The 14,145-nt window shown below is 64.7% G+C and carries 12 protein-coding genes; 9 read left to right on the top strand and 3 right to left on the bottom strand.

Annotated elements, in window-relative coordinates; translation table 11 throughout:
• Positions 1-133 precede the first annotated feature (133 nt).
• Positions 134-820 (top strand): class I SAM-dependent methyltransferase, encoded by a 687-nt coding sequence (locus tag AC4ELS_RS19955; RefSeq protein ID WP_499048805.1) that lies wholly within the window; start codon positions 134-136, stop codon positions 818-820.
• 201 nt (positions 821-1,021) lie between these two features.
• Here AC4ELS_RS19955 and AC4ELS_RS19960 read toward each other — a convergent pair whose 3' ends face one another.
• Positions 1,022-1,909, bottom strand: a complete 888-nt coding sequence (locus AC4ELS_RS19960) for a serine hydrolase (protein WP_499048808.1) — start codon at positions 1,907-1,909, stop codon at positions 1,022-1,024.
• A 247-nt stretch (positions 1,910-2,156) separates the two neighbouring features.
• Between AC4ELS_RS19960 and AC4ELS_RS19965 the strand changes: the two genes are divergently transcribed.
• Both AC4ELS_RS19965 and AC4ELS_RS19970 read left to right on the top strand, forming a co-directional pair.
• The gene (locus AC4ELS_RS19965) at positions 2,157-3,035 is read left to right on the top strand and encodes an NHL repeat-containing protein (RefSeq protein ID WP_499048811.1); all 879 of its coding nucleotides are present in this window, start codon (positions 2,157-2,159) and stop codon (positions 3,033-3,035) included.
• Positions 3,036-3,164: 129 nt separating this feature from the next.
• Positions 3,165-4,178, top strand: a complete 1,014-nt coding sequence (locus AC4ELS_RS19970; RefSeq protein ID WP_499048814.1) for a coiled-coil domain-containing protein — start codon at positions 3,165-3,167, stop codon at positions 4,176-4,178.
• Between the two features lie 27 nt (positions 4,179-4,205).
• On the opposite strand, the gene AC4ELS_RS19975 is transcribed toward AC4ELS_RS19970, so the two are convergent.
• Entirely contained in the window at positions 4,206-6,257 is a 2,052-nt protein-coding gene (locus AC4ELS_RS19975; RefSeq protein WP_499048817.1) for an AMP-binding protein, read from the bottom strand.
• A gap of 143 nt (positions 6,258-6,400) precedes the next feature.
• Between AC4ELS_RS19975 and AC4ELS_RS19980 the strand changes: the two genes are divergently transcribed.
• The 6 genes from AC4ELS_RS19980 (at position 6,401) to AC4ELS_RS20005 (ending at position 12,897) form a co-directional block, all read left to right on the top strand.
• The gene (locus tag AC4ELS_RS19980; RefSeq protein WP_499048820.1) at positions 6,401-7,180 is read left to right on the top strand and encodes a DUF1906 domain-containing protein; all 780 of its coding nucleotides are present in this window, start codon (positions 6,401-6,403) and stop codon (positions 7,178-7,180) included.
• A 22-nt stretch (positions 7,181-7,202) separates the two neighbouring features.
• Complete coding sequence (locus AC4ELS_RS19985; RefSeq protein WP_499048822.1) at positions 7,203-7,961, top strand: SCO6745 family protein; 759 nt, start codon at positions 7,203-7,205, stop codon at positions 7,959-7,961.
• A 63-nt stretch (positions 7,962-8,024) separates the two neighbouring features.
• Positions 8,025-8,672, top strand: a complete 648-nt coding sequence (lepB, locus tag AC4ELS_RS19990; RefSeq protein WP_499048825.1) for a signal peptidase I — start codon at positions 8,025-8,027, stop codon at positions 8,670-8,672.
• 16 nt (positions 8,673-8,688) lie between these two features.
• On the top strand, positions 8,689-9,336 hold the full coding sequence (locus AC4ELS_RS19995) for a maleylpyruvate isomerase family mycothiol-dependent enzyme (protein WP_499048828.1): 648 nt from the start codon (positions 8,689-8,691) through the stop codon (positions 9,334-9,336).
• A 241-nt stretch (positions 9,337-9,577) separates the two neighbouring features.
• Positions 9,578-10,003, top strand: a complete 426-nt coding sequence (locus AC4ELS_RS20000) for an MmpS family transport accessory protein (protein WP_088305576.1) — start codon at positions 9,578-9,580, stop codon at positions 10,001-10,003.
• Positions 10,000-12,897, top strand: a complete 2,898-nt coding sequence (locus tag AC4ELS_RS20005; RefSeq protein WP_491839940.1) for an MMPL/RND family transporter — start codon at positions 10,000-10,002, stop codon at positions 12,895-12,897. Before AC4ELS_RS20000 ends, AC4ELS_RS20005 begins: the two co-directional genes overlap by 4 nt.
• A gap of 30 nt (positions 12,898-12,927) precedes the next feature.
• Here AC4ELS_RS20005 and AC4ELS_RS20010 read toward each other — a convergent pair whose 3' ends face one another.
• A complete protein-coding gene (locus tag AC4ELS_RS20010; protein WP_491839939.1) occupies positions 12,928-13,956 on the bottom strand; it encodes a fused (3R)-hydroxyacyl-ACP dehydratase subunits HadA/HadB in 1,029 nt (342 codons plus the stop codon).
• Between the last annotated feature and the right edge of the window lie 189 nt (positions 13,957-14,145).

The following is a 14,145-nucleotide window of genomic DNA, read 5'->3' on the forward strand; positions in this document are numbered from 1 at the left end:
ACTTCGCATCGAGCATCTTGAGACGGGCGGTGTGAGACCGGAGCTACGGGGCAGATTGGGCAGCAGTAACGGGCGTTTTGCCTGAATGGCAAATTTACTTGGCAGGGTGCTGTGCCATCGCGAGTCTGAGTGAATGACATCTGAAGCCTCTACCGACCCGTTCTCAGTTGCTGAACGCGTTGCGCGGTACGCAGAGGAGCCGCCGCGGCGAGTTCCCGGATACGACGCGCTGCATCAGATGGCATCGGTGCTCCTAGGCGAGAATGCACCAAACGTCGCCCGGATTTTGGTGGTGGGCGCGGGCGGCGGGAAGGAATCGGCAATGCTCGCCGAAGCCCACCCTAAGTGGACAATCGACGGCGTCGACCCGTCAGGTGAAATGCTCGCTCTGGCTGGACGTACGGTCGGCGAGAACCTCGATCGGGTGCACCTCATAGAGGGCGTCATCGACGACATTCCCCCCGACACGCTTTACGACGGGGCGATCAGCATTCTGACGATGCACTTCCTCGACCACGACGAGCGCCTGCGCACCATGACCGAGATTCATCGGCGGCTGCGGCCCGGGGCGCCAGTAGTCGTTGCCCACTACAGCGTTCCGCAGGTCGGCCGCGACAAATGGATGAGGCGACACATCGAGTTCTGCGTCGCCAGTGGCGTGGCTCGCGACGATGCCGAGGAAGGGCGGCGCGCCGTCGAAGAGCAGGTGCCAATCCTGACCCCCGAGCAGGACGAGGCCATCTTGCGCCAGGCCGGATTTGACGACGTCTCTCTCTTCTACGCGGCCTTCACGTTCCGCGGTTGGGTAGCTCGTGCCTGAGGTACAGCGGCAAGCAGCACCACCTTGGGGCCGCAACAGCAGCGCCCGAACCTGGGGAATTCGTTAGGTTGGCTGCATGTTCACGCGTTCGGCTACATGAAGTCTGCGAGCGTGGTCGGGTCAGGCCATGTGGAGTCTGCTGATTAGCAGTCGGCACCGGTTACCGTCTCGAAAATGAGGCGGCTCGTGAGACGGGGCCGCTTAGATGTGCCCCCCGGGGAACATCGCCTTGACGGCCTGGGTGATGGTGTTGCGAGCAGCCGCGGCGTCGCCCGGTTCCAGGGAGCTGATCGCCATCACATAGCGGGCGTCGAGCCCGATCGCTCCGGTGGAGACGTGCAACTGGTTGGCGCCGCTCCAGCAACAGAACCAGCCCTGCTTGACGGCGACCGCCTCGGCGAAGAGCCCCTCGGGGATGCCGAAGCGTTGCGGGTATCCGTCGGTGCCCGTCGGCGTGGATTGGGCGAGGTTGGTGATGATCACGCTGGTCTGTTCGGGAGGCAGTCCGCCAGTGCCGTCCAGCAGCATGTCGTAATAGCGGACCAGGTCACTTGCGGTGCTCTGCGTGACGTCCCAGTGTCCGTTGTAGGGCGCGGTGGTGCCCGACAACCCGTATCGCGCCACGACCCGCGAGATGATCGCGTTTCCGCCGCTGCGGTCCCAGAAGGTCTGGGCCGCACCGTCGTCGGAGGAGCGAAGCATGATGTCGAGCGACTTACGGTCCGCAGCAGACAGTTTCGTCTCGCCCTTGGATTCCTGCAGCAGCAGATCGTCGGCGATGAACAGCTTCACCACCGAGGCGATGGGGAAGGGCTGGCTGGCGCCGTTGGAGACGATCTGACCGGTATCGCGGTCCATCACGACGACCTCGATGTCGGCCCCGGACTTGGCTGCGTCAGCGGTGGCCTGGCGGGTGCGGGCGTCGAGTCCGTCCCACGGCGACAGGGGCTGGGCATCGAGCTCATCCAATGGAGTCAGCGGGACGTGCGGGGCGATGACCGGCGCCTGGGCGACGTCCTGTGCTGCGGGCATGCACCAAGCTGGTGCCGCAGAGCCATTGACGAGCAGCGCCACGCCGACGATCGCCATGCACGTCATCGCAGGCTTCGACAGCCGCCTCCGCATAAGTCCTCCAAATGATGATTAGCCAGGGCAGCTGGGATGGACTCTGCGCCCGCCGGTCCTCCCAGCTTAATCGGCCACCCCGATGATCGGGGAGGCGGCGACCAGCCTCACCGGCAGCGCCATCCTGGCCCGGGTCACCGAAACGCGCGCGAAGAGGAACTCAGGCCCAGGAATGAGCAAGCTTAGGATCCAAGCTGTCGGGAGGGGACAGATGAAAATGGGTCCGAGAAGAGGATTCGTCTTCGGCGTGGTCGCTGCTGTCGTGGGCAGTGTCGCGCTGGCATGTTCGCCGGGGTCGGCGCCGTCCGCGCTGATCAAGGACGTTCCGTTGCAATCGGGTGAGCAGACCACCCTTCCGTTCAGTGGGTTTGACTACCGGGAGATGGGCGTCGACGCGAAGAATGTTCTCTATCTGGGTGGTACCGGCGGGTTCGCGACCTTGACCCCGGGGGCGGACCAGCCGACGCCGATGAAGCCCAGCGGCAATCCGCCCGTGTCGACGTTCGGGGTTGCGCCGGACGGCCGGTTGTCCTTCGTCACTCTCGATGGGGCTGTCGAGACGATCCCACCCGGATCCACCACCTCGGAGCCGCTGCCTTTCGACAAGCTCACAAAGTATGGCCAGATGGCGGTGGGCCAGGACGGCTCGGTTTACCTGGCCGATAACCAGCGCGACAAGCTGTTGAAGCTCACTCCTGGCGCGAGCGCCCCGACCGAGCTTCCCGTCGAGATCGCCGCCGGGTTGGGGCACTTGGTGATCGACGCCGACGACAACCTGTACTCAGCCGAAGACGGCAAGATCGTGAAGATCGCGAAGGACGCGAAGAAGGCCGAGCCGGTAGCCGAGGCGCCCGACACCGTCGCCGGCCTGGCGGTGGACGCCGCAGGCAATCTGTATGCCACGGACCGGAAGGCAGGAACAGTGTCCCGGATGCCGGCCGGCGGGGGTGACTGGGTCCAACTCCCGTTCAGCGGGCTCAAAAGCCCATCCGCCATCACTGTCGACGGCGACGGCAACGTCTACGTCATGAACACGAACCTCCGCGAGACCGCTGCGAGAGACACCATCGTCAAGCTCGCTGCCAAGTAGCCCCGCGCAGATTTCGGGGGGCGTGAGCAGTCCCACCACTCGACATCTCCCATGCCAGTTCGTAGCCTGTCCGAGACGTCCAAGCCGGGCCACGACGGTCCTCGCAGCGAAAGATCGTGACAAATCCGTATGACCTGGGTGCGCCATTCACTGCGGCGAGTGCTGTGCGGTTCAGCCGTGGCCGCCCTGGTGGTGGCGACGTCGATGGGCGATGTGAAGGCTGAGCCCGGGGCTGATGCCATGTCGAAGCTCCACGAGTTGTCCCGGCAGGCGGTGAAGGGGCGTGAGGCCGTCACCGCCGCTCAACGCGATGTCGACGCCAAGCTGGCTGCCCAGACTGCGGCCGAAGACCGCCACAGCGCGGATCTGGAGGCCCTTGCTGCCGCGAACGTCCGGCTTGAGCCCTATCAGGCCGCGGTCAACCGGGTGGCGGCAATGACCTACATGAGTGGCGGCGACGGTCAGATGGCGGCGGTGCTGACCGCGGGTTCGCCGCGGCAACTGATCGACAAGCTGTCGTTGCAACGGGTCGTGGCCGCGAAGGCGGCCGATGACATGTTGGCTTTCAAGTCGACGCATGAGCGCGCGGCCGCCGCTGCCCAGGCTTCAGAGACCTCGGCTGCTGACGCCCGCGCCGCCGTCGAGCAAGCCTCCGCCGTGCGCGCAGACCTTCAGGCCAAATGGAGTGAACTGCAGCGTCAGATCGCCGCCGCGGAGGCGCAGTACGGAGCGCTGGCACCGCACCAGCAGGCAATCGTCGACAACGCGGGTGCCCCCGCAGATATCCCGGAGGGGTTGCCGGTCGGTGTCGCCTCGGAGGTCGGGTTACAGCCCAACACCATCCTGGCCGCCCGGGCCGTCAGCGCACGGTTTCCCCAGATCGCCGACATCGACGGGGTCCGGCCGGACTCGAAGCCGTGGCATCCCAGCGGTCTGGCGATCGACATCATGATTCCCAACCCCGGAAGCCCCGAGGGCATCGCGCTCGGAGACGAAATTCTCGCGTTCGCGATGAGCAATGCGGCCCGCTTCGGGTTGCAGGACGTGATCTGGCGTGGCACCTACTACACACCGAGCGGTCCGCAGTCATCGGGCTACGGCCACTACGACCACGTGCACATCACCACGACGCCGCGCCACTGACCGCGAGACCGCGCCTTCCGGCCGGAGCTATCCCTCGAGCAGACTGCGTTTGATGATCTTGCCCGTGGTCGTGCGCGGCAACTTGTCGAGGAAGGTGACGTCGCGCGGAATCGAGAAGCGGCTCAGGCGGTTTCGGATGTAGTTCTTGACCATTTCCTGGTCGAGCGAGGCGCCGTCGGCAACGACGACGAACGCGGCGAGGCGTTGGCCGAACACCGGATCGGGAACGCCGATCACCGCGACTTCGGAGACCTGCGGCAACAGTGCGAGTGCTTCTTCGACGGGCCGCGGAAACACGTTCTCGCCGCCGGAGATGATCATCTCGTCGTCGCGTCCGGCGACGAAGAGGCGCCCGCTGGCGTCGAGGTATCCGACATCGCCGGTGTCCATCAGTTGGTCTTTGATGGCAGGTGACGCTGCGTTGGTGTAGCCGTCGAACAGCATGTCGTTGCCGACGAAGATGCGACCGACAGCGCCGACGGGCACGGGGTCGCCCGCCTGATCGAGTATGGCGATGCGGGTACCGAGCGGTGGCCGACCGGCGGTTGTCGGGGCGGCGCGCAGGTCGGTCGGGTCAGCGATCGTCGCCCAGGACACTTCGGTCGAGCCGTAGAAGTTGTACAGGATGTCGCCGAAGGTATCCATGAACTTGATGACGGAGGCTCCGGGGATCGGTGACCCACTGCTGGCAACCACCCTCAGCGACGACGTGTCGTAGCGATTGATCACGGAGGCCGGCAACTCAAGAATCCGCTGCAGCATGACTGGAACGGCGATCAGCACCGTGCATCGTTGCTGCGCAATGATTTTCAGGCACTCCTCGGCGTCGAACCGTTCCATCAGGACCACCGTCGCCCGCAGCGCGGCACTGAGTTGCAGCGCGGCCAGGCCCCAGGCGTGGAACAGTGGCGCGGCGATCAGCATCACCTCGTCGCGACGCAGCGGCATCCGGGACAGCATCGCGGCGATCGTGCCGAAGCCCTGTGGGGTGGGCCGGCGCGCGCCTTTCGGTGTGCCGGTCGTGCCGGAGGTGAGAACGACCAGCCTGCCCGGCTGCTTGGGAGGGGTCAGCGGCCCGTTGTTGGTACCGGCCGAGATCAAATCGTCGATCGAACGCCGCTGCTGCGCAGTGGAAGCGGGGCGCGTGGCGATGCGGGGAATCTCGGCGGGGAGATAGCGCACCTGCGGTTCGAACTCCTCGTCGACGAACAGCGCGTCGACGGCATGGCGACGGATGATCTCTTCGATCGGGTGCGCGGCCAGCCCGGTGTTGAGCAACACCAGGTCGGCGCCCAGCTTGCTGGCCGCCACCATGCACTCCACCATCGCCGAGTGATTGCGCGCCAGGATCGCGAGCTTGCTGTTCGCGGTGAAGCCGACGGTGGTGAGACCCGAGGCGATGGAGGTGGTGCGCTCGGCCACTTCCGCGTAGGTCGATTGCCCGACGTCGTCGATCAACGCGAGGTTGCGGGGTGATCGAGCGGCGGCGGCGGTGAGGCCGCCGGCCAGGGTGAATCCCCACTTGGACAGGGAGTTGAGCTGGCGCAGTCCGCGATCGGGCCGGGATGCCCGTACGACGCCACTGACGACCATGGTCTTGGCGACGCTGAGCTGCAAGGAGCGCATGTCGCCCATGTTGACCAGTAGCGACGATTGCTTACCGGCCAGGAAGTCGGCAATTCGCTGCAGGCCGTCCCGGACCCAGCTCTCGACGACGCTGTCGTCGATCTTGGCGAGGTCCGGGTGGAGCTGGCCGATAGAGAAGGCGGTCACTGCGATCCGGGTGTCGTTCGCTCCTGGGGTCAGCCGAATCGACACGCAACTGTCGGGCATCTGGGTGGCGTTGAGGAGCATCTCCCTGCCGGAGCGGCGGACGGTCAGGTGCATCTCGTGAACAACGACCGTGCTGCGGGGGGTGGAGAACCGGAGCTCGAACTGTTGCGCGTGGTCAGAGATCTGCTCGCACGACCCGAGTCCGCGAAAGAATCGCGGATACCGGTCGGGTGATTGCAGGATCTCCCAGATATCCGGACATGGGTGACCCAGCATTACGTCGAAATCGATCACGTCACGTCGCACGGGTGGTCCTGCCAGTCGATCGTCTGTTCGCTCGGCCGCCAACTGAGTGAACACATTGTGGTTCATCGGCCCGCGGTTACGGAGCAGTTCTGGCGCCAACGCCGCAACACTCAGCGGACACGACAGGGGATACGCTCCTTTGCGTGACGCCATCCGCTTCACGACGCGAAGTCCTCAGATATGCCGCAGTGCTGGCTCCTGCCCTCGCTGTCCCGGGTGCGTTGGCCGCGTCAGCCGGCACACCGACGGCCTCCGCCGACGGTCTGCAGCTCGTCGATTTCGCCGACCGGCTGGTCCAGCCCGAACAGCTGAAGTCCGCGGGATTCGGCGGCGCGTTGGTCTATGTGTCCGAGTTGCGGCCGGGCGCCACGTTCGATTTCAAGCCCGTCACCCGTGACTACGCCGATCGCCTCCGGGCGGCCGGCCTGCAGATCGTCAGCTGCTACCAGTTCGGCAAGCCCGGTTGGCCGACGCCCTCGGACTTCACCCGTGGGTACGACGGGGGTGTGGCCGACGCGCGGACGGCGTTGGGGCTTCATACCGCGGCCGGCGGTCCGGCATCGGCACCGATCTTCTTCAGCGTCGACGAGGACATCGACGCGGCAGCGTGGAAACGTTTGGCAGTCCAATGGTTTCGGGGAATCAACTCCGTGCTCGGGGTGGCGCGCACCGGAATCTACGGCGGTCGCAGGCAATGTGGATGGGCGATCGCCGACGGTGTGGTCGGCGCCTCCAGCACTCCGGGCTATCGGTGGGCCTGGCAGACGAAGGCATGGTCGCGGGGTGAGCGCGAGCCGGCTGCGGTGCTGTTCCAGCGGGAGGTCGTGACCGCCTCCGACCCGGGTTTCGTGATCGACGGTATCCATGTCGACGTGAATGACGTTCTCGCAGCCGATTACGGCCAGTGGGATCTCGCCAGATGATGCACCAGGAGGAATCACTGTCATGACCAACACCGACATGCTGAACGCTGCCGCCGCTACCGGTACGGCGATGGAGCAGGCGGTCGCGATCTTCATGCTGCATCCGGAGAACTTCGCGGCCAGTATCGCCGCGGGCTACGAGAACCCGTTGGCGGGGTATGTCGCGGGCCGCGGCGGGGTCCTGGGTGACGCGTCCGGTGCCACCGTCAGCGCTGTTTTCGCGGTGTTCGAGCCGACCGGCCTTTCCGCGATGTGGGATGAGGGCGTCGCGGTGCGCGGCGCCGACGGTGCGGCACAACAGTATTGGCAGCAGGCCGCGGAGTTCGGCCGCAAATACCTGGCTGCCGCCCAGGGGCTGGATCGCATCTCCGAACTGGGGGAGAAGCTCATCGCCGCGACGCCGATCGCAGGCCTGCCCCTGTTCGCGGGGTGGCGCGCGATGCCGTTGGCCGACGATGCGCCGGCGCGAGCGCTGCAGGTGATGTTCGTGCTCCGTGAACTGCGCGCGGGCGTGCACTTCAACGCGCTGACGATCTCGGGTATCGCTCCGGTGGAAGCACACATGCTCAACAAGGGGCCGCAGTACACCGCGATGTTCGGGTGGCCTGAACCATTCGCCGATGGTGAAGACAAGAAGGACCGGTACGCCGAGATCGAGCAGGCGACCAACCGGCGGATGGTCGAGATCTTCGAAACTGCCCTCGATCCGGCCGAGGCCGAGGAACTCGCCCGGCTGAGCGCCGAAGCGTTGGCCACCTTCAAGGCCGGCGTCCCGGGCTGAACCGCAGTGGAACAGCAGCCTGAGCGAGCGAGAAAGCGTGGTGTGTGGACCAAACTGGCGGTCGTGGCCGCAGTTCTGGTGGTCGTGATGGGCGCCCTCGGCGTCGCCATGGTGATGACCTTCGCTCCGACGTACGAGATCCCTTCGGAGGCAATGGAACCAACACTGCAAGGCTGCAGCGTGTGTGAGAACGACCATGTCGTCGTCGACAAACTCAGCTATCGGTTCGGGACACCACAGCCTGGCGACGTCATCGTGTTCACGGCTCCGACGGCGTGGTACATGCCTGGTGCCACAGGTGAGAACGACTTGGTCAAGCGGGTCATCGCAGTCGGTGGGCAGACGGTCGAATGCCGTGCGGACGTGGGCTTGACGGTGAACGGCACACTGCTCACGGAGCCTTACCTGGATCCGGCCACGATGGAGGCAGACCCGAAGGCGTTTCCATGCCTGGGTAACGAGTTCGGTCCGGTCGATGTCCCGGACGGCCGGCTGTGGGTGATGGGAGACAACCGCACCCATTCGGCCGACTCTCGCACGTACTGTCGTAGTGCCGTGCCCGATATCGCCAGTGGCTTGATGTGCACGGGCGATCCCTCCGCGGGGACCGTGTCGGTCGCCGATGTCATCGGCAAGGTGCGGGCCATCGCGTTTCCGTCGGCGCGGCGTGGCCTACTTGCCGAGGTGAATCCACAGGAGACCAACCCGTGAATGACGGACTGCGGCCATGCGGTTGAGCCGAGACGAGCGCGAGCGGGTGTTCGCGGCGGTGGCCGACGAGCGCCGCTCGATCGCCACCCTGGTCGAGGGACTCGACGCCGACCAGTTGGCGACGCCGAGCCTGTGCGCGGGCTGGGATGTCAAGACGGTTGCGGCCCATCTGGTCAGCGATTTCACCGACGGGTTCTGGGGGTTCCTGGCCAGCGGTGTCCGCAATGGCAACATCGACCGCGGCATCGACGCACTGGCCCGCCGGCGGGCGCAGGCATCAGCTGTCGAGATCGCCGAGATGCTGCGCCGTGGCGCCGACTTTCGACTCAGCCCGCCCATCACCGGCCCGTTGTCGGGCCTGACCGATGTGTTGGTGCACGGTGCCGATATGCGCATCCCGCTGGGGCTTCCGCATCAGCCCGACCCTCAGCACGTCGCACGGGTTCTCGATTTCCTCACCAGCCGAACACAATTCGGGTTCTTCCCGCACCGACGCCTACGTGGCCTCGCGCTACACGACGAGGACACCGGACGCACGTGGGGTGAGGGCCGGGTCATTGCCGGCCCCGGCGTCGCGCTGATGCTGGCGGTGTGCGGACGTACCGTCGCGATCGACGGACTGTCAGGCCCTGGAACTTCCGTCCTGGTGTCGCGCCTGCGGTAGGGGCTGAGTCCTCAACCACGCATTTCGTCGCATTTTCGTCCGGCAGCCGAGCTTTGCTCCTTAAGCTGACCACGACCACCAAATCCTGTGGCCATTCGAAAACTTCGAAAGGCCGGACGATGACAGCTGCCAATAGGTTTCCGACACGTGTACCGAGGTCACGTGTTCGATGGCCTTGGGAAATGGGTCAGGTCAACTGGTGGCCGAAGGTTGCATTGGTCAACTTCGGGAGGCAGCGATGCTGACAAAGATATTCCGGAAGGTCTGGCTACCGATCGCCATCGTGGTTGCCCTGTCCGTTGGCGTTCTCACGGTGTCGCACCTGCGGACCATCTTCGGCGCGCATCCGGTGCTGGTGACGCCCATCGGCGCTGACACCGCGGAGAAGTTCAATCCCAAGGTTGTCACGTATGAGGTTTACGGCTCGGGCAGTACGGCGGTGATCAACTACAAGGATCTCGACGGGATTCCGCAGCGCACCGGAACCGTGGGGCTGCCCTGGAGTTTGACGTTGACGACCACGGCTCCCTCGTCGTCACCGAACATCCTGGCCCAGACCGACGGCGACAGCATCGGTTGCCGGATCACCGTCGATGACGTCGTCAAGGACGAGAGGACGGCTACCGGAGTGAACGCACAAACCTTCTGCCTGGTGAAGGCAGCATGAGCGCGCCCGTGGACGACGCCCCGACCGCTCCCGTCCCGAGCCCTGCTCACCAGTCGCGCCCGGTCATCCCGCGGCTCATCCGGATTTTCGCTCTCCCGATCATCGTGATCTGGATCGCCTTGATCGCAATACTCAACACCGTCGTGCCCCAACTTGAGGAAGTGGGCAAGATGCGGTCGGTGTCGATGAGTCCCAACGATGCACCGTCGATGATCGCCATCAAACGTATCGGCACGAAATTCGAGGAGTACCGCAGCAGCAGCTCTGTGATGATCGTGCTCGAGGGGCAGGAAAAGTTGGGTGCGGACGCACACGCCTACTACGACAAGATGATCCGTGACCTACGCGCCGATACCAAACACGTAGAGCACGTGCAGGACCTGTGGGGTGACTCGTTCACGGCAGCGGGAGCCCAGAGCGTCGACGGCAAGGCCGCGTATGTCCAGGTCTACCTCGCGGGCGATCAAGGCGAGGCATTGGCCAATGAATCGGTGGACGCCGTTCGTCAGATCGCCGAGGAGAGCCCGGCACCGCCGGGGATCAAGGCGTACGTGACGGGTGCGGCGGCGACGAGTTCGGATCAGAACCGGATCGGCGACCAGAGCATGCGGATGATCGAGATGGTCACCTTCGGGGTCATCGTCGTCATGCTGTTGGTGATCTACCGCTCCGTGACTACCACGCTCCTCCTGTGCGTACTGCTCATCGCCGGACTGACGGGTGCCAGTGGGCTGGTCGCATTCCTGGGCTACTACAACGTCTTTGGCCTGACAACATTCGCGACCAACATGGTGGTGACCCTGGCCATCGCTGCGGTAACCGACTACGGGATCTTCCTGGTCGGTCGATATCACGAGGCGCGGCGGGCCGGCGAGGATCGAGAATCGGCGTACTACACCATGTTTGAAGGTACTGCCCACGTTGTGCTGGCCTCCGGCCTGACCATCGCGGGTGCCACCTTCTGCCTGCACTTCACCCGGTTGCCCTACTTCCAGACGATGGGCTACCCCTTGGCCGTCGGTATGGCGTTCGTTGTGGCGACAGCCCTGACGTTCGGAACCGCGCTGATCTCGATAGCCAGTCGCTGGGGCCGGTTCCTGGAGCCGCGCGGGAAGTCGAAGGCCAGAGGATGGCGCCGGGTCGGCACTGCGGCCGTGCGCTGGCCTGGCCCACTGCTGGTGTTCGCGGTGTCGGCGTGCCTGCTCGGGCTGCTAGCGCTGCCCGGTTACCACACCATTTACAACGATCGGAGATATCTGCCCCCTGATGTGTCGGCGAATGTCGGTTACGCGGCCGCGACCAGACACTTCTCCGAGGCCAGGATGAATCCGGACGTGATGATGATCGAGACCGACCACGATCTGCGGAATCCGGCGGACTTCCTGGTGATCAACAAGATCGCCAAGGCGCTGGCACAGGTACCGGGTATCGCTCAGATACAGACCATCACCCGCCCCGATGGCAAACCCATTGAGCACTCGACGATTCCGTACTCACTCAGCCAGAGCGGCACCGGCCAGATCATGGGCAACGACTACCAACAGGGCGTCATCGACAACATCCTGGCCCAGGCCGGCGAGATGCAGACCTCCATCGACACCATGCAGAAGATGCAGTCCATCACCCAGCAGATGGCTGCGGTCACCCACAGCATGGTGCAGAAGACGAAGAAGACGTCGACGGACACCAATGAGGTTCGCGACCACATTGCCGACTTTGATGACTTCTTCCGGCCGATCCGAAACTACTTCTACTGGGAACCGCACTGTTTCGACATCCCCATCTGTTGGTCGCTGCGGTCGATATTCGACACTCTCGACGGAATCAACACATTGTCTGACGACATTCAGGATCTCGTACCCGACCTGGAGCGCCTGGACGCCCTGATGCCGCAGTTGGTCGCATTGATGCCGTCGATGATCCAGTCGATGAAGAACCAGAAGCAGATGATGCTCAACCAGTATCAGGTTCAGAAGACGCAGCAGGACCAGACCATGGCGCAGCAGAAGGACAGCACCGCGATGGGAGAGGCGTTCGACAAAGCCCAGAACGATGATTCGTTCTACATTCCCCCGGAAGCCTTCGAAACCGACGATTTTCAGCGCGGCATGAAGCTGATGATGTCGCCGGATGGAAAGGCCGTGCGGTTCACCATCATTCATCAGGGCGACCCCCTGACGCCCGAAGGCACGGCCCGTTCCGAGCTTCTCAAGAACGCTGCGGCCGCGGCCATCAGGGGAACACCGTGGGAGGGATCCTCTGTCTATCTCGGCGGTACCGCGGCGATGTTCAAGGACATGCAGCAGGGGGCCGACTACGACCTGTTGATCGCGGCAACCGCTGCGCTGATGTTGATCCTCATCATCATGATGATCCTCACCCGGGCCCTGGTGGCCGCGGCGGTCATTGTCGGCACGGTGGTGGTCAGCTTGGCCACCGCCTTCGGGCTGTCGGTGGTGATATGGCAGCACATTGTCGGGATACCGCTGCACTGGATGGTGCTACCGATGTCGGTCATCGTGCTGGTGGCCGTCGGCGCAGATTACAACCTGTTGCTGGTGTCGAGAATGAAAGAGGAGATCCACGCCGGGTTGAAGACCGGCACCATCCGCGCCATGGGTGGCAGTGGCCCGGTGGTCACCGCCGCAGGACTGGTGTTTGCGTTCACCATGGCGTCGATGGCGGTGAGCAAGCTGATCGTCATCGGCCAGGTCGGCACGACTATCGGCCTCGGCCTGCTCTTCGACACATTCGTGATCCGGGCATTGATGACACCGTCCATCGCCACCCTGCTCGGGCGGTGGTTCTGGTGGCCGCAGCGGGTGCGCCCCCGCCCGCCGCGTTCGCCATGGCCCAAGCCCATCCAGCGCGAACCGGCGGAGGTGGCGACCTGAAGCCGGAAGCGGACTTTCGGCGTCGGCGGGTCAGCTGAAGCGGATGTTCAGCGTCGCCAGGCCGAAGATCTTCTTGCCCTCGGACTTCGCCGCGACCAGGACGACGCCGGTGCGGGTCTCGGGGTCCAGGGACTTGATCTTTCCGCTGAACTCGATATCGCAACCCTCCTTGGCCGACACGATCGCCGGCTGGGACAACCGCACGGCGTAGCGGGTGACCGCACCGGGGTCGCCCGACCATGCGGAGACGAAACCGGCACCCAGCCCCATGGTGAGCATGCCGTGGGCGATCACGTCGGGCAGTCCGGCCAGCTTGGCGATGTCCTCGTCCCAGTGAATCGGGTTGGCATCGCCGGCCACGCCGGCATAGTTCACCAGGTCGCCGCGGGACAGCCGGGTGTGGTGCACCCCGAGTTCGTCGCCGACCTTGAGGTCGTCGAAGGACAGTGTTCCGGGCGTGCGGGTGAGGCCGCCGTCGGAGATCCGCACGTCACCTTCGGGGCGCACGGTCTTCTGGTAGTCATCGGATCCGCCGATTCCGGAGAAGTCGACGTCGTGCATCATCGCGTTCTGGACGGCGGTCATCGTCGCCGGATTGATGTCGTCGGCGGTGACGCCGACGACGGTGGTGTGCAGGGTGTGGACCCGCTCGCCGGCGGTGTCGGTGAAGGTGTTGGTGACGGTGATCATGTCGCGGCCCGCGATCCTGCGGACGGACGTCAACTCGACGTCGACATGCAGTTCGTCCCCAGCCACGATCGGGCGGTGCTGCTCGAAGACCTCTTCGGTCTGCAGGTAGGTGTCATAACCGACGACGATCGACTCGAACATGCGCCGGTTGCAGGCCATGGCCGGGGTCGAGGTGAAGGTCAGCGGCGCGACCAGCCCGGAGTACCCCAGCTTCGCCGCGGCGTCGACGTCCCAGTGTGCGGGGTGATAGTCCTGCACGGCACGGGCGTACTCGCGTACCTTCTCGCGGCCGACCAAATAGAGGCCGTCGGCCTCGTAGTAGTGGCCGACTCGGGCTTCGAGCGCCGATGCTTCTGGTGCTGCGGTCATGAATTTGCTCAACTTTTCTATCGGCTTGTTCGCTGAAGCCGACGAAACACACTAACGTCTGGCGACTGCCGAGCTCCACATAAGCCCGGCGCTAGACATCCCAGGACCGCAAGTTGTCAAGCGGCCTCGGTGTCCCGGGTGGTGTGACGGTGTGCCCAGGCTTTGTGTTCGTCATAGGTGGTGTGGTGG

The organism is Mycobacterium shunyiense (genome assembly GCF_058270035.1).